19 protein-coding genes and 1 riboswitch are annotated in these 16,579 nt (G+C 37.8%); of the genes, 4 read left to right on the forward strand and 15 right to left on the reverse strand.

All coding sequences use genetic code 11. The features are described from left to right. Nucleotides 1–162 precede the first annotated feature (162 nt). The 3 genes from mgtE to MW695_RS06560 all read right to left on the reverse strand — a co-directional run bounded on the left by mgtE (nt 163) and on the right by MW695_RS06560 (nt 3,552). The gene (gene mgtE / locus MW695_RS06550) at nt 163–1,524 is read right to left on the reverse strand and encodes a magnesium transporter (protein WP_247104329.1); all 1,362 of its coding nucleotides are present in this window, start codon (nt 1,522–1,524) and stop codon (nt 163–165) included. Between the two features lie 313 nt (nt 1,525–1,837). Next, a complete protein-coding gene (locus tag MW695_RS06555) occupies nt 1,838–2,164 on the reverse strand; it encodes a magnesium transporter (RefSeq protein ID WP_308446076.1) in 327 nt (108 codons plus the stop codon). A 234-nt stretch (nt 2,165–2,398) separates the two neighbouring features. After that, a riboswitch (M-box (ykoK) riboswitch) is annotated at nt 2,399–2,567 on the reverse strand. Between the two features lie 79 nt (nt 2,568–2,646). Further along, entirely contained in the window at nt 2,647–3,552 is a 906-nt protein-coding gene (locus MW695_RS06560; RefSeq protein ID WP_247104331.1) for a cation diffusion facilitator family transporter, read from the reverse strand. Nucleotides 3,553–4,178: 626 nt separating this feature from the next. On the opposite strand from MW695_RS06560, the gene MW695_RS06565 reads away from it, so the two are divergent. Then, nucleotides 4,179–4,589 carry a GNAT family N-acetyltransferase gene (locus MW695_RS06565; protein ID WP_247104332.1) on the forward strand — a complete coding sequence of 137 codons (411 nt, stop codon included), beginning with the start codon at nt 4,179–4,181 and terminating at the stop codon, nt 4,587–4,589. A 153-nt stretch (nt 4,590–4,742) separates the two neighbouring features. Here the strand turns inward: MW695_RS06565 and map are convergent, their stop codons facing one another. The 3 genes from map to MW695_RS06580 form a co-directional block, all read right to left on the reverse strand. After that, entirely contained in the window at nt 4,743–5,489 is a 747-nt protein-coding gene (gene map / locus MW695_RS06570) for a type I methionyl aminopeptidase (RefSeq protein WP_247104333.1), read from the reverse strand. A 35-nt stretch (nt 5,490–5,524) separates the two neighbouring features. After that, nucleotides 5,525–5,983 (reverse strand): MEKHLA domain-containing protein, encoded by a 459-nt coding sequence (locus MW695_RS06575; protein WP_247104334.1) that lies wholly within the window; start codon nt 5,981–5,983, stop codon nt 5,525–5,527. Nucleotides 5,984–6,071: 88 nt separating this feature from the next. Then, the gene (locus MW695_RS06580) at nt 6,072–6,482 is read right to left on the reverse strand and encodes a carboxymuconolactone decarboxylase family protein (RefSeq protein ID WP_247104336.1); all 411 of its coding nucleotides are present in this window, start codon (nt 6,480–6,482) and stop codon (nt 6,072–6,074) included. Nucleotides 6,483–6,604: 122 nt separating this feature from the next. On the opposite strand from MW695_RS06580, the gene MW695_RS06585 reads away from it, so the two are divergent. Then, complete coding sequence (locus MW695_RS06585) at nt 6,605–7,063, forward strand: Lrp/AsnC family transcriptional regulator (RefSeq protein WP_247104338.1); 459 nt, start codon at nt 6,605–6,607, stop codon at nt 7,061–7,063. A 141-nt stretch (nt 7,064–7,204) separates the two neighbouring features. On the opposite strand, the gene MW695_RS06590 is transcribed toward MW695_RS06585, so the two are convergent. The 4 genes from MW695_RS06590 to MW695_RS06605 all read right to left on the reverse strand — a co-directional run bounded on the left by MW695_RS06590 (nt 7,205) and on the right by MW695_RS06605 (nt 9,598). Beyond that, nucleotides 7,205–7,714: a GNAT family N-acetyltransferase gene (locus MW695_RS06590; RefSeq protein WP_247104339.1), complete on the reverse strand. Its 510-nt coding sequence runs from the start codon at nt 7,712–7,714 to the stop codon at nt 7,205–7,207. Nucleotides 7,715–7,762: 48 nt separating this feature from the next. Continuing rightward, nucleotides 7,763–8,257, reverse strand: a complete 495-nt coding sequence (locus MW695_RS06595; RefSeq protein WP_247104340.1) for a GNAT family N-acetyltransferase — start codon at nt 8,255–8,257, stop codon at nt 7,763–7,765. Between the two features lie 187 nt (nt 8,258–8,444). Beyond that, nucleotides 8,445–9,152, reverse strand: coding sequence for a class I SAM-dependent methyltransferase (locus tag MW695_RS06600; RefSeq protein ID WP_247104341.1), 708 nt, complete (start codon nt 9,150–9,152; stop codon nt 8,445–8,447). A 254-nt stretch (nt 9,153–9,406) separates the two neighbouring features. Continuing rightward, a complete protein-coding gene (locus MW695_RS06605) occupies nt 9,407–9,598 on the reverse strand; it encodes a hypothetical protein (RefSeq protein ID WP_247104342.1) in 192 nt (63 codons plus the stop codon). A 264-nt stretch (nt 9,599–9,862) separates the two neighbouring features. Between MW695_RS06605 and MW695_RS06610 the strand changes: the two genes are divergently transcribed. Further along, complete coding sequence (locus MW695_RS06610) at nt 9,863–11,542, forward strand: DUF6612 family protein (protein WP_247104343.1); 1,680 nt, start codon at nt 9,863–9,865, stop codon at nt 11,540–11,542. A 278-nt stretch (nt 11,543–11,820) separates the two neighbouring features. Here MW695_RS06610 and MW695_RS06615 read toward each other — a convergent pair whose 3' ends face one another. From MW695_RS06615 to MW695_RS06625, 3 genes are all read right to left on the reverse strand, one after another. Continuing rightward, nucleotides 11,821–12,438 (reverse strand): NUDIX hydrolase, encoded by a 618-nt coding sequence (locus MW695_RS06615; protein ID WP_247104344.1) that lies wholly within the window; start codon nt 12,436–12,438, stop codon nt 11,821–11,823. 32 nt (nt 12,439–12,470) lie between these two features. After that, complete coding sequence (locus MW695_RS06620) at nt 12,471–13,406, reverse strand: hypothetical protein (RefSeq protein WP_247104345.1); 936 nt, start codon at nt 13,404–13,406, stop codon at nt 12,471–12,473. A 142-nt stretch (nt 13,407–13,548) separates the two neighbouring features. Next, a complete protein-coding gene (locus tag MW695_RS06625; protein ID WP_247104347.1) occupies nt 13,549–13,830 on the reverse strand; it encodes a hypothetical protein in 282 nt (93 codons plus the stop codon). 491 nt (nt 13,831–14,321) lie between these two features. Here MW695_RS06625 and MW695_RS06630 point away from each other — a divergent pair, with 491 nt between their 5' ends. Then, a complete protein-coding gene (locus MW695_RS06630) occupies nt 14,322–15,134 on the forward strand; it encodes a GNAT family N-acetyltransferase (protein ID WP_247104349.1) in 813 nt (270 codons plus the stop codon). Between the two features lie 107 nt (nt 15,135–15,241). Here MW695_RS06630 and MW695_RS06635 read toward each other — a convergent pair whose 3' ends face one another. Both MW695_RS06635 and wrbA read right to left on the reverse strand, forming a co-directional pair. Then, a complete protein-coding gene (locus tag MW695_RS06635) occupies nt 15,242–15,646 on the reverse strand; it encodes a VOC family protein (protein ID WP_247104350.1) in 405 nt (134 codons plus the stop codon). Nucleotides 15,647–15,813: 167 nt separating this feature from the next. Further along, on the reverse strand, nt 15,814–16,422 hold the full coding sequence (gene wrbA / locus MW695_RS06640; protein WP_247104351.1) for an NAD(P)H:quinone oxidoreductase: 609 nt from the start codon (nt 16,420–16,422) through the stop codon (nt 15,814–15,816). Nucleotides 16,423–16,579 lie beyond the last annotated feature (157 nt).

The following is a 16,579-nucleotide window of genomic DNA, read 5'->3' on the forward strand; positions in this document are numbered from 1 at the left end:
CCCATCAATAAGATAGGACTCTCCCATCTCATTTTCCATAATATATATAACTAAGATCACTGAAAAAGAAGCATCATTCATTTCCAGTGACCTTTTACGAATAAGCGAACTCCCTCTTGAATGTGAGATGCATACATTTTAGAAAAATACAACATAACCGATTTACAAGAAATCAAGAAGTGCCGTTGCAATTGAGAAATAAATTAACAATCCAAGGATATCGTTAACTGTCGTAATAAATGGACCTGAGGCGATAGCAGGATCAAGCTTTAACTTATTAATGATTAATGGAACGGTCGCTCCGATCACAGTCGCTATACTAAGTGTACAGAAAATTGAAAACCCAACAATCAGCGCGAGCACCCAGTGCTGATACATAATCGTAACGGTAATCGCTAATACAGCCATACATATTAAGCCGAGCATAATACCTGTACCGAACTCTCGGCGAACCATCTTTCCAATACTCCCTTTTTTAATCGTGCCAAGTGCTAAACCACGGACTGCAACAGCTAGTGATTGTGTACCCGTATTACCAGCTGAATCCATAATAAGCGGGATAAAGACTGCCAATAAGACAATTTCTTCTAATGTTTCTTCAAATTGCCCAATGACCCCAGCTGTAATAAGTCCAAAAAACATGAGCATAATAATCCATGGCGAACGTCTGCGAGCGGCCTTTAACGAACTAACATTTACATCCGTTGCCCCTTTTGCTGCTGAAATTTCTCCAAAATCCTCCGTTGCCTCTTCTTCAAGAATATCAATGACATCATCTACCGTAATAATTCCGACTAAATGATTTTGCTTGGAAACAACAGGAACAGCTAAGAAATCATATTTCTTAATTAATTGAGCAACGTCCTCTTGGTCCATATCATCATCGACAGAAACGACTCTTGTCCCCATCACATTTTCAATCGTTTCAGTCGGCTGTGCTGTAATTAAATCTCTTAAAGAAATAACACCAACTAATTTTTTTACATCATCAACGACATATAAATAATAGATCGTTTCCGCATCAGGAGCATCCTTTCTTAGCGTATCAATGACATTTGATACTACTTCAGTTGATGTAATACTAACAAACTCCTTCGTCATGACAGCACCTGCTGTTTCAGGAGCATATGCCAACAATTCTTTTACTTCCTGCGCCTCTTCTTGATCCATTCTCTGTAAAATATCTTCTGCTTTTCCACCTGTCATAACTTCTAAGAAATCAGCGACATCATCAGCAAACATATTGTTAAACATCTCAGATGAGTACTGTTCATCTAACTCTTGATAAATACGCTTCTGGTCATCAATTTCTAATCCTTCAAAAATATGAGAAAAATCTTCAGCTGTTAAATAGTCATAAACACGTTTTCTTCTAGCATCCTCTAATTTAATAAAGAAATCGACCTGATCAGTTGGATGCAATTCTAAAAAGGTTTCTAAAAATTGTTTATGATCCCCGGCTTCGAGTGTATCTAAAATGAGCTGTTCATATTGCTCACGGTTTTGTGCATTTAATTTAACCATAATGAATCCTCCTTCATAGGGTTCCTTCCTACCAATAAACACACGGCACGATTAATATCGTTACAATTTCATGCCCCTCGTTAAACATGAGAAAGGAACCCTCTTTCATAGTCTTTTTCTGAAGCGATGATTTATACTTCCATCATCTCTTCATACCACACCTTCATATTCACAAAACACAATTACAATTTAAAAATGACGTTTATAAGGAATTCCCTTTTAGCATGTTTCAAAACAAAAGCTATTCGTATGAGATCGAAATGATTAGATTTAAACTTCGAACCACAAATACCCAAAAGTATTTGTCATTTTTTTACATCACATGCGCTAATAGTGTGGTTGCTAAGCCAAAGTAAATGAACAGACCTGTAACATCTTTAATAGTCGTAATGAAAGGGTCAGAACCAGCTGCTTGATCAAAGCCCAATTTAACTAGGATGTATGGAATTAAAAAACCAATCGTTGTCGCAATTGTAATCGTAAAGAATAAAGAGAGACCAACGACCAATCCTAGTGCAAATATCCCTTGCCAAAAGTAAGCGATGAAACAAGCTGCTATCCCTAGAACCGACCCCATACTAATCCCGACAAGTACTTCTTTCCCTAAATGCTTCTTCCACTTTTCAAATTTGACATGAATTGGACTTCATGTCATCTTTATTTTCATTTTCCTTCACATCGTTCATACATGACTCGGGTTCAGGACCACTATCCAATTCACATCACCTCCAACTGCCTCGCTAAGTATTGAAAGGAAGCCAACAAAAAAAAGACATCTTCAACGAATGAAGATGTCTTTACACGCAGCAAAATTAGGCAGTATCCAGCGATCAACATAAACATGCCAACCATTCAGACACAGCAAACTAAGCGTCTATTCCCTCCATTCGTAGAGCTTTAGCACTGTGCGGCATAGGATCTATGATCCAGCTACATTAAGAACCACCTTATGTCGATAGTTCCTGTTGACCCATTGGCGTCTTTGGACGTTTTTGGGCAGCAGCGTATCTCCTGCACAGGAGCCTCACCTAACGAGGTATTTAATTAACAATGCAAATGCTACAGCAGAATGTCTATGCTGTCAATATTTTCTTAATAAATATAAAATAAGGCTCAGGCCAGTTATGTAGCAGGACGATCCATTTGATAAGGATTAATGTGGATCATGACCTTCTTAACCGTTGAATGTTCCGACATTAGCGCTTCTTTAACTAATTTCGAAATACGATGCCCTTCCTCAACACTTAAGTGAGATCCTACACTTACCTTCAAGTCAATTACAATATAATGGCCGTGTGTTCTTGCTAACAATTCATCGACTCTCATAACACCTTTCACCGAACGAACCGTCTGTAAAAATGGAGTTGTCTTCTCCGGGGCTAGTACTTGCTCCATCATAATCATGCTTGATTCCTTTGCTAAGCTGTAGCCAATTTTTATAACCAATAGTGAAACGAGAATACCCGCAATCGGGTCTAAGTAAATTAAAATAGGGATATTTAGATATTCACCAAATATCGCTCCTAATACCCCAACAAATGCCGCGATGGAAGAAAGAACATCTGAACGATGATGCCATGCTTCAGCTAACAAAACGGAGCTATTTATTTTTTTCGCTAAGCGATATTTGTATTGAAACATCACTTCTTTGGCAACAATCGAGATCACAATCGCGATGAGGGCTATTCCGCCCGGTGCTTGAGGAGCCTGTCCCCACACCCCTTGCACAGAGGATACCGCAATCTCAATTCCTACGATAATCAAAAGCAGGGCAACAATAATCGTAGCGACATTTTCTGCTTTTCCGTGACCATACGGATGATCTTTATCAGGAGGCTTTTGTGCAGTACGCAGCCCAGCTAGTACGGCAATTGAACCCGCTACATCCGATGCAGAATGAGCAGCATCAGCAATAAGCGCCCGACTCCCTGAAAGCCAGCCAACGATACCTTTCATGATAGCTAACAATGCATTAACCACAATCCCTATCCATGTCGCTACCTCCGCTTGTTTAAACTGATTATCCACCTTTTTATACACCCCACTTCGATACGATCTTCACCCTTTTTCTAGGTGCTTTTACATCCTATCAGATGAATATCGTGTGGGTCTACAGCAACCTTTTTGTGAGGTTGAACACTTCTTACTCGCAGTGAAAATAGCTAAATAACAGCAAGAGATTTGGTTTGGGGAAACATTTAACTGTTGTTGTGTCCTATAGTAATCCTGCATTCTAGAAATTCAGGCGAAGTTTCTGTATAATTATGTGAGAAGTGCACCAACACTTCTCACCATTATCCTAACGCCAATTAGGATTCATATGCACAATTTGTTTGAGCCGTCTTTACAATAAGACGGCTTCTTCACACCTACAACTGTGTCTGTCAAAGTAATATGGTATAAATACCCCCCCCTTATTATGATTGAAATCCCTATCTTTTCATTTCAAAATATTGTCCCAAAATAAAAAAACGTCCCAGCTTAACCGGACGTTAATTATTTTATACTATTGGAATAATTTAAAGCCTCACACGTAACTCATTGCTTAAACGAGACAACTCTTTCAGGATCTTCTTTCATAGAGTACTAACCCTCTGTCTATATTTAACCTAAATATGGTAAAATATAAATGGACAATAAAGGGGGATGCAAAAATGAGCCATCCAATCAACATAACATACCAAAATGAAAGACACATTTCAGCAGGTGAATTATCTAGTGTGTTCAAAAACTCTGGCATTAAAAGACCTACCGATGACCTAATTCGATTGCAAAAAATGATTGACAATGCTGATATTCTCATAACAGCTCGACATCAAAATCGACTCATCGGTATAGCACGTGCCATAACAGACTACAGCTATTGCTGTTACTTATCTGATCTAGCAGTTGATAAAGACTATCAGCATCACGGGATCGGGACTGAACTAATACGATACGTACAGGCAGAGCTTAGCAAGGAAGTGGCACTGATTCTCTTATCTTCCCCAACAGCTATGGACTATTATCCGAAAATTGGTTTTAAACCTATTGATAACGGATTTAAAATTGCTAGAAGGCAATAGCCCTGCAACTGAATTACCATCTAGAAATGCTTTTATCCTTCATTCTACTCATCAATCATATTATGATATGACTTCATTCTTTTCTTAGCTTATCAAAATCATTCTTTTAGTTAAGTATTTCATAATCAATCAAGGGACCTCTGTCACTATCATTTACTGCTCCGTTAGTATCAAAGGTCCCTTCTTCGTAATAGCAATCGTATGTTCAAACTGTGCCGAAAGCTTGCGATCTCTAGTTCTAGCAGTCCATCCATTTATATCCATTTGACTATGCCAACTTCCCTCATTTACCATTGGTTCGATAGTAATGACCATGCCTTCCTTTAGCTTCCTTCCTGTATCTGGTTCACCGAAATGGAGAACTTGTGGTGGCTCATGCAAAGTTGGACCTATACCATGCCCTGTGAAATCACGGACAACCGAAAAGCCTTCACTCTCTACGTATGTTTGAATAGCGTGTCCGATGTCTCCTAACCGATTTCCGACATAGGCTTTTTCAATTCCTTTATAAAGAGACTCTTTAGTGACCTCCAACAGCCTTCTCGTTTTGTCAGGAACAGTTCCAACTATATAACTCCATGCCGAATCAGCTAAACCACCATGTAAATTCACGACCATATCTATTGTCACAAGATCACCATTACGCAAAGGCTGAGCTCTAGGAAAACCATGACAAATTTCATCATTAATTGAAGCACACGTTGCAAATTGATAATCATTAAAGCCCTTTTGCTCCGGCGTTGCACCATGTTTCAGTAAATATTTTTCTACAAATTGATCAATTTCCAAAGTTGTCATCCCAGGCTTGATCATTTTTGCAATTTCCTTATGACATGAAGCGAGTAACTTACCTGCTTCATGCATGAAACGAATTTCCCTTTCACTTTTTAGTGTAATCATGATTTCCTCCTTTTTTTCATGGGATTCTAAAATACTTATACGTATTCATAATCTGCAAATGCTGCAGCTTGCCCATAATAATGATCTTTCTCATCAATCATGTTCCAAACTATCGCTTGTTTAATATAGAATCTCTTCCCCGTATTCGAAATCCGAATCCCTGTATAATGATCAACAAAATTATTTTCTTTTACTTGTCTAATGAAATGCTCTCTCGCCGTTCTTTCCGTAGGTTCAGCAGTCAGGCGTGATGGGGTTTCTAAGAAAGTGGCTCGATCCATTTCCCATAATGTCAGTGCAGCTTGATTACCAAAATTAAGTATAGGATCAGCTTCAATTCCATGTGACAAGATCACTGTTTTACTTTCCATGAACTGCTGTAAATAGTTTTTATTTTTATCTAAAGGTATTAAATCTCGACCGATCCATCGTTTAAAGCTATTGTTTAATCGTATGACATGCTGCTCCGTGTATCCATTCTTAGACATGTTCATCTACAACTCTTCCCCTTCTGTAAACATTTACACATATTACAATAATAAGTATAAACCTTAACTCTTTACAAATTAAATCGTATTGATTCTATTCCTCTTTCAACTTCATCATTGCACCAAAAAATTGTGATGCCGTAGTAAAAGCGATAAAGGCACACAACTCACTAATTTCTTCCTCGGTCAAATACTGCTGTAAAATATTAAATGATGAGTCTGGTATCGAAGACCTTTGCTTTAAAAACACCTCTGCAAAACCTACTGCAATAGACGTTTTTAAGTCAAATTTGTTGGGATCAGGCTTTCCTTTTGCTTTACAATACTCACACCCATTACTTTGTGCTAACGTTCTTCTTACTTGTTCCTTTAAATTAGAAGATAGCAAAGCATCTCTCTCTAGCACACTCCCTAAATCTGACCAGCTATTCATGACATCGATATTATGACCTAAAAGTTGTTGAAATGATGTATTTCCAAAGCTTGATTTCTGAATTCTTGTCATTTACTACCCCTCCTTGTTATATTAATTATAGAAAACAAATCACTTAATTCACATTAAATTCAATATGATTAAATGGTCATTTCATTTAAAAAAATAATTAATAAAGGAGTTTTACTTTCAAAATGAAAATCGATGAAATTGATAGACAAATAATTGATGAATTAAACAGGAATAGTCGCTTATCAATGAGTGAACTCGGAAGAAGAGTCCATTTGTCATCACCTTCTGTTACAGAACGAGTAAGACAAATGGAATCATTCGGTATTATTAAGAACTATACATTAGAACTTGACTATCACCAATTAGGCTTACCCATTCAATGTATCGTCGAAGCAACCGTGAAAAACGGAGATTATGAAGCTTTTAAAAGATTCATTCAAACACTTCCAAATATAGATTTTTGTTATCGCATAGCCGGAGATGCATGCTTTATGCTTAAAATACACTTTGAAAACTTTTCTCAAGCAGAGAAATTTATAGAAGAAGTGAATCCATACGCACAAACCGTTACACATTTCATTTTCTCACAAGTACCAACCTTCCAGAAATATACTAGTGTTTCGACATCGGAATCAGAATAGGTTTTCAACGAAAAGCTTGAGGATTTTCTGAAAGTAGAGCGTGTAACAAGCGAAGCCTAAGCACTTCTCTGAATTCACAACCAACGTGATTAAGTTCCTAAGATTTTTATCAAGTCTTATCTTTCTATAAACGAACAGGTACTAGTCACAGCGTACCTGTTCCAATTCATAAATCATCGTCCAAGATGTCCCTGATAAACCACACCTCTTAAATCCAAGCTTTTGATAAAGCTTTAAGGCTTGGTAGTTCTGTGGATCAACACTTAAGGAAAGTGCTGCATAACCATCATTTGTAGCCTCTTCAAATAACCTTGTCATCAGTTGAGTTCCAAATCGCTTCCCTCGTGCACCTTTCGTTAACGCTATTCCTAATTCGGGCGTTTGATCATTAACATAACCATATCCTTTTTTACTCCCTGTAAATAGTCGATACCAAGCTGCACCTACAGGAATCCCCTCCTCGTTTACGGCTACTAATGCTCGATCACCTTGTCTGCCCCAGCCTTCGCTATATATTTTATTTTGTGGCAAATGTAACAATTCCTCTTTTGGAGGCTTATTTTCAGGAATGTGAATCGCTTCGTACATCATATCCGTTAAGAACACTAGATCATATTTACTATTTTCAATATCTCTAATATGAACACTCAACTAAAATCACCTCACTTATTTAATTAGCTCATACAAAGCTCTTTCTGTTTACTTAACGACATACTTATAAAATTTCCGATCCACCTCCAACACTGGGAATGCCTTTGGTAAATCATCCATATCAATAGGAATAAATCCATTCTTTTCATAGAATCGATGAGCTGCTAAAAATTGTTCTGTTGTACCAAGGTACACGATTTCAATTGAACGTTCCTTTGCCCATATAAGAGCTGTTTGTAATAGCAACCACGCCGTTTTAAACGTTGCACCTCGAAATTCTTTTTGTACAAACATCTTTCTTAAGGCAACATGCTGGTTGCCAATGTCTAACAAACTAATTGTACCAACGACTTCCCCATCATAGAGAGCAACCCAAAAGTTTCCGTTACCCTTCTGATAGGAGTCTTCTATCGTAAACAAATCAGGCTGGTCTTCTTTCGTAATCGCTATGTCATATTCCTTTTGTTGAATGTGAAGAATTAACTCAATCACTTGATTTTGGTTCTTTGATGAGTATTCTTTCACCGCTAGTTCCTTTTCCATTAATCACACTTCCTAACGGTCATATTCTAGTTGTTTAGCAGTTGAAGTGGATTCTTCTTCCTCCATCTAAACACCTTACAATTATATAATATTGATTTATTTTATCATCGCTCACATAATTTTAAAACAAATAAAAGCGCAATCCTTTTATACTGAAAGAATTGCACAAAAAAGCTTTCTATTTCCCCTAATGATTGATCGCCTTTATCATTAGGAATTGCGGCCTTTTCATAAGCCGATCATATTTTTCTGGGGCTTGCTCCTTAAATGACATCGTCGGCTGAGGCTCAATCAGTTCCTCAATAGAAAAATAAGCTGAGGTACAATTAACAATTTCGCTTAACGGCCTACGGTAGAACGGGACTTCATATACTTTACCTTCTTTGTTCCATTGATCAAAGATTAATTCAATTGAGAAGTAATGAGGATCTTTTAGAAAAGCTATATCTGCAAAAGGGTGGTGAACGGAAAACAAAAACATCCCATTCGGTTTCAGCACACGCTGGAATTCACTAAACGTTCGCTCCCAATCCTTAATATAATGCAAAGTCAGTGAGCTTAGAATGAGATCAAATGACTGACTTTCGAATGGTAGCTTTTCACCTAAATCTAACCTATGGACCTTAGCCTTTTCTCCGACGCGTCTTCTCGTAGCATTGACCATTTCAAGGCTTATATCCGTTGCGACAGTAGTAGCCCCTCGATTCATTAATTGCTGAGTATACCAGCCAGCTGCACAACCTGCATCTAATACCGTCTTATCACTTAGATTGTTAGGCAGCAGTCTCATCATCGCAGGTCTTTCATACTCACTATTATACAAACCTTTTTTATCAATATTATTTTCATATACTGAAGCAAGTTGGTCAAACACTCCTCTTATACGTTCCTTCATCTTATCACCTCTCATTTTTTACACTTATATGGGTGGGACAGTGGAAAGCCAGAAATAATGAAAAGTCATATCTCATTTTCTACTAAATAGCTGTTAAGCACGTACTAAACAATAAGAAGGACACTTAAAAAGTTTGGATTCTAACTTTTTTCGTTGCCCTCGCAATAAGAATTTATCCGGTGATATTTGCTTTAAGCTTAAACATCACCCTTTTTTTAAAATATATTGTTTTAACATTTGATTCTTTTCTTCTATCACTTTGCCTTCTTCAACAACTCGAGCTCTTTCGACAGCTCCTTCACTTCCCGTTCGGTCTCCTCTAATCTCGATTTACTCACAAACGTATTAGATAATAGCTTCTTAAAAATAAAATAAATGACGACCCAAAATACAGCTAGCACAGCTGCAAGAAATAGTATTGGAAGTAGAGTCAATATTGCTTCCAAAAGAATCCCTCCTTAGTGATGTCTTCGGTTTCAAACCAATCCTAATTTTACCATAATCTATAAGGAAAGGAATCATAAATTGTATTTAGTTGAAATTAGAGACTTTTGAATCCCTTCAATATACAGGGTATTGATAAAAAAGAAGAGAGTGAGTTATGATTTTATAAAACTTTAATATGACAAAGTCAAAATTACTCTCACACATTAATAGAATTACTTTCTTTATTTTGCTATTCTTAATGGAATATAATTGGAGGATTTGATATGAAAAAGTATTTATTCTTTACATTCTTTTTGTTAATCACAAGTGCTTGTAGCGAACCCAACTTGAACGCATCAGAAGTATGGAAACGTTCCATTGAATCAATGAACAATGTTACTGAATATACCTTCACCCTAGAGTCTCAAGCAGAAGAAACCGATAACCTAATAGCAACAAAGTACAGTGAAGGTTCCGTTCAACATGACCCGCTTATTTCCTATATAACGGTTATAAATGAATATGATGAAGATACCCGAGCAGATGCAGAAGTGTATATTACAGACGAAACCTTTTTCTATAAAAATAGTTTGCAAGACGAGGAAGAATGGGAAGTAAGACCACTCCTAGAAACGCCAATATCACCGTATGAACAAATGTCTCTAATGAATGAATTTAGTGATTTATTCAGCTTCAATGCCGAAAAGGACTATTATCATTTTTCATTAACGGCTTCTGATGAAGACTTTCATTCATTCGCATTAGACATTATCCCTTTTTTTCACATAAGTGACAGCATGACTAACGAGCTAATGCTCCATCTGATTCGAGAAATGGGACAAATCGATCGTATTTCCTATGACTTTACGATAAATAAGGAGACTTTCAAAAAGACGTCAGCAACCATTGAGCTTCACATTAACATTGGCGAAGACGGAACTCAAAATAAGATGTTTGTCGAACAAATTCATATTACATATGATTATTCTAAGATTGAACCGATTCTCATTCCTAAAACAATCAAAGAACTTCCTTTTGAAGAAAAGGACGTAGAAGACCTATTGAATAAACAGGATGAGTATACAGAGCATCAGAAAGGTATTTCTGATGGGAACTATTTCAACGGTGCTCATTTTACAACAGATGATGACTGGATTTATTTTTCTGATGACTTCGTTGTGGGTGATGGAGTGTATCGCTTTAAACAAGCTGACATTGATAACCAAATCGAAAAAATAGCAGACGTCAGTGCATCCTATTTAAATGTGACGGATGATTGGCTTTACTATCAAGACCCAACAGACGACTTCAACGTCTACCGAATGAAAAAAGATGGTTCAGAGATAGAAAAACAGATCCATTACAGAATTGCCAATTTACGAGTCATTGATGATGTCCTTTACTATAAAAATTTTAGCGAAGTTGGACCACCTTCTTTACAACAAGCTCAGATAGACGGTTCCATTACGACTACTTTCTCACTCGCAGACAATATTTCACGTTTTACTGTTCATCAAGGAAACGCTTATTATCAAACAGATAATTTTCAATTATATGTAACCGATCTCGATCCACATAGCCAATCTAGTCATTTATTCACCGTACATTTAGTCGGATTATTTCAAATAAAGGATAACTATATGTATTACCAAAACCGATCTGATGGTCATAGCATTTACCGCAGTCCCATAGATGGTCATGGCATTGAAAAGCTACTAGACGCTGAATCACAAGATTTCCACGTCACTGATGATAGCATCTTTTTTACAAATGCAAGTGACGACTTTGCATTGTATAAGCTCGATTTAGAAACACAAGAATTGGTAAAAATCGACGACAGCGGCTTTGCCATTCATATTATTGAAGACTTAGTCTTTTATCAAAAACCAATTTCTAGCTCAGAGCTCGGGTGGTTTGTTGTCAATCAAGACGGGACTAATATAAGACGACTCCATTTTGAGTAAACAATAAAACATACTAAGATTAGTGGGTAAGGTCATCGACGGGTGATCTTACCCACTATTTCTTTTTTAAGTTATAGTGAGGCTGGGACAAAAGTGGTTGAACTAAAAGAAAAGCCGAACAATGATAGATGGTGGACGTAAACGCTCCTGAAATATACTTGGCTACGTTCATCTTTTGTTCGGGTTTCCAGATAGACACTTTAGTTATGTCCCAGCCTCTAGTAATTTTTTAGGGAATGAATGTTTTAAGATATCTTTCAGGATATGTTCTTCTAGAATCAATCAACATACACCGGCTCTTCTGGGTGATGTAAATGCTTAAACACCCAGTGAATTTGTGATTCAGTATTTCTTTCTATTGATAAAGGTGGTAGTTCATTCTCCGCAAAGAATTCAACTTCACTCGTTTCCATTCCTTTCTTTGCTTGTCCACGAATAATCTCACATTGAATAAAGATTTTATAGACGTGATAAGGAGATGGCGGATGAGGGTGACACTTTTTATCAAGTATTCCAATTAGTTTAACAGGTTTCACTTCAAATCCGGATTCCTCTTTCGCCTCTTTTACTGCTACCTCACTTGGTGTTAAGCCAATATCACCCCAGCCACCGGGTAAAGCCCATTGACTATCCGCTTTTTCTTTAACCATTAAGATTTTATTCTCTTGAAAAACAACCGCACGAATGTCGACCTTTGGCGTCGCATAACCCGTTTCATTCGTAAACAACTCTTTAATCCTATCCTGATCGACTTCAGTATACTCAGCCATTATTTCAACACTAAGATTTCTAATCATTTCAAACCGTTCCAAGTCATAAACATCCTTCGAGTACGTTAACCCTGCCTGGGCAATCGCTTGAAGTTGCTTCGCCCATTCTATCCACTTAGGTTCCATCTCACATCACCTACCTATTTTTTATTCTAAGGTTACGATAACAAGCCAAACTCTTTCAATATTTTATATCGATTCACTAGTAAAATCCCTTGCCAATCACGTCTAGCAATTGGAAAAGCTTCTGGGTAGCTTCCCCATTTCCACGAAGGTTCCCACGTTCCATCCTCTGACAATTGCTCGACATAAAACTGCAGGTTTTGTTCAGTTAATTGACCGAAACGGGTACATAACGGGTCATTAGGTGACTGAATAAAATCGAGCGGAAGCGGCTTGTAGCCTGTTGCCCAATTCTCTACATCACGATCGACACATTGTTCAATTAAAGTCATCACTTTCTCCTTAATAGCTGATAAAGAGTGAGAGAGCTTAAAATCTCCCTCTTGCTGCTTCTGAATCATCTTTATCATCTCATGAAAATTCGACAACTGATGGTGCTCCACCTCTTCCTGATCCATCAAATAGTCAACTGCCCGGTTTGCAACTTTCCAACCAAGCTGTTCTGCTTCGCTTCCTTTCTCAGACCAATGAATCAAAAAACCAGCAAGCTCTGCACTCGGATTATACATCCAATTTTCCTGTACTCCTTCCTTCCAATGCCACCACGGCGCATGTGGGTAATCATTATTCTCTTGTAAAACTGACCTCCAAAATCCTACTTCTTTATCATAAGTCCGAACCAAGTAAGTAAGCATTGATTGAACTAAATCATGCTTACGCTCTATGTCTATTTCTACCATGATCTGCCCTGCTGACCATGTTGCCATTGGGGATGATAGCGGCAACCAAAAGTCTGGCTCAATCCCATGCCCGAAGCCACCATCATCATTTTGAAATGCTCGTAAGCTGTGAATAATATTTTCTCGGGAACCTCCTTCAAATTCATACTCCCATCGTGCACATTCAAGTGGCCTGGCAAATCTCTTCATCCATTTACTAGACTGGCTGAAAGCATCTTTGGCTCGCTTCATGATTGTAACCTCCTCTTTATGAATTAGATATGTAGTTATCGCTTGAAAGCATCTATCATAAAAACGCTCATCATTTAACAACTTACATTAATGGAATTTGACCGTTCCAACTTTCCTTTTTTAAAATTTCACTTTACGTATATTATATTTTCCAAAAAGCAATCAAGTATTTTAACAAACGCCATGATAGAAAAGCGATTGCTAATAAGAGGGCTCCAAATAAAAAACCTGTAGGTACACCAAGATATGGAGGGACAGATACATCAGGCCAAAATTCCATCCTCATGTCTACGCCAATAGTATAAAGTATACCACCGACAACAACAATGATTGAACACATACTTAATCCTATCGATAAAACACTTAATATAGGAATAGCAACTAAACTAACAATTCTTTTAAAGACCATTGCACTTGAATACATAACATCCTCCCGTTAAATTCTAGTACTCTTTCTTACTAAAGCGCTTGAATGAATTTTTAATCTCTGCTTGTAGAATACTTCTTCAATTTTACATTTTTACCTATATATACATTTTCACCAGATACATGATTCGCTTCAGTATGTTCAAGGTATACATTTTTCCCTTGGATAGAGTTAGCAATCACTTTTCTTCTTACAAAGGATATGATGTTAAAAAAAGTCGCTTTCACTGATTTTATTGCAACCTAACATTCTCCAACCAATGACGGATCAGAATTCATAATGTTCGATTGGTTGTGATAAATTGTTTTCCTTTTTTAACTTAGTGGTTTTCATATCTTTAGCCACTGATACTTGTCCGGAGGCAGAGAACTCCCCCTTACCGTTAAACACATGAAGGGGGAGTTTCTCGTCTATTTTAAATACATGTTAAACTTTGTTATCAAAAGATAGCTTTATACTAAACTTATCTTTTTGAAGGAGAATCTATTATGATTACTGAAATTCCCAAACAAGATTTCCACAAATGCAAACGATTACTCCACGAACGAAGCTTGAAAGAATCACTAGCCATTATAAATGGTATGAATCCCGGTCGTATCTTTGTCGACGATACGTTGACACCAACAACCGCTATCGTATGGCTTGGCAATAACGATGGATTTATCTTTATTGGCGACGCGAACAACAAATCGTTTTTATGTGAACTTAACTCCTTCATCGATCATCTCATCATCCCAGAAGCAAAGCGTGTTCATTTAGAATGCTTCGAAGCAATCGGTGATCACCCTACTTGGAATCAATCAATCGAAAATGCACTTGGTCATCGCCATTTAGAAAGCTGGAATCAACGCGTGTATGAAATTGACCCAAACCATTTCCAAGGAAAGATAGCACCCACTTTACCAGATGACTATGACGTCGTCATGCTAGTCCAGCATGACTCTTTTGTAGAAGATGACTATGTAAAAGAGACGATATTAGAGTTCTGGCCATCACTTGATCAATTCTTTGCTAATGGTTTCGGTTTTATCGCCACACACCGTAATCAGTCCGTTAGCATCTGTCTCTCAACATATGTCGCTGGTCATATACACTGTGTAGCCATAAAAACAGAGGAGGCTCATCGCGAGAGAAAGCTGGCTCAAGCGGTCGCCTATCATTTCGTCCAACATAGCCTTAAACATAATTTCGTTCCTTATTGGGATTGTATGGAGGAAAACAAACCTTCTGTTGCAGTCGTCGAAAAGCTCGGCTTTGAACAAGTTTTGCAATATAAGGGGTACTTCTTTTCTTTTTCGTAAATACTAATTCTCTTTAAGTAATATGTGAAGCCATTACAGTCAAATCAAAGCTACTGAAAAATTTCACTTTTTCAGTAGCTTTAAAATACACCTCCTCAATACCTTTCCTAATCCCAAATAGACCAAGCTGCTTCGATGACATTTCCTGAAGGATCTTTAATGATGAAATACTTCGCATCTTCACTTCGAACTATAATCTCACTCACATCCACTCCTCTTTCCTGCAACATATGATGGGTACTCTGAAGATCTGGACACGTCAGCGCCAATGTCGGAACGGTCTTGTCTTGATTCTCAAACGATTGATTGTGTATTTCCACTAAAAGCACAACTGTGTTCCCTTCTGGCAGCATCAGAACAGCAACATCAAAATCATTAGAGCCGTCTCGAAATTTATTCCCCTCCAACGTAAATCCAAGGTTCTCCTCATACCACCGAATTGATTCATCCATATTCGTTGTTGGCATATACACATAGCCGACTCGGCTAAATAATGAAGGACTTTCCACCATTTCCATTCACTCCTTATCTTTTCTAATCATTAGAATCGTTCTCCACATTTAGTGAAAATCCTTCTCTTTTTCAAACAAATTCTTTTCAACGATATACCTCCACATAAAAAGCCACTAACAAAGGAGCAATCTCCTCTATTAGCAGCTTATACTTACCCTAACAATCCCTAATTCCCTTGCTTAACTAAGCTGGCTACCGTGACAGTACGCTTCGCTTGATGCTTCACAGCAGCTTCTACATCCTCGACCATCTTTCCGTCCTGAGTGACCGTTACGCTCACCCCATATGGATTCCCACCTGAAGTAAACTGAACCGGATCCGTATAGCCAGGTGCAGCAACAATCGCGCCCCAATGGTACATGGTGGTGTATAACGATAGAATGGTTTCCTCTTGACCACCGTGAGCATTGGAAGCAGACGTCATCGCACTGACGACTTTATTAACCAATTTCCCGTTAAACCATAGACCACCAGTTGTATCTAAAAATTGCTTCATTTGCGCCGGCAGATTGCCAAAACGCGTTGGAGCACTGAAAATAATTGCGTCTGCCCATTCTAAATCATTTAATGTCACCTCTGGCATATCCTTTGTCTGTTCAAGGTGGGCTTTCCACGCCTCATTTGCATTAATCGCTTCCTCAGGCGCAAGCTCAGGTATTTTTAATACCTTAACCTCAGCTCCTGCTTCTTTTCCACCTGCTTCTGCCCACTTAGCGAGCTGGTAATTCGTACCTGTTGAACTGTAATAGATCACTGCTAATTTAATATTCGCCATTCGTTTCGTCTCCTTTTTATCATCATTTCCTACATATTCATTTTCCCAACTTTAAGGCTTTTTATGAATTTAAATCATCATCTTGATGGATGAATACAAAAAAATACGGAGCAGAATGACGAATCCATCATACGATTCCCTAACAACGACAGCGATC

The sequence above is a fragment of the Halalkalibacter sp. APA_J-10(15) genome (assembly GCF_023017105.1).
Taxonomy (GTDB): Bacteria; Bacillota; Bacilli; order Bacillales; family Bacillaceae_D; genus Halalkalibacter.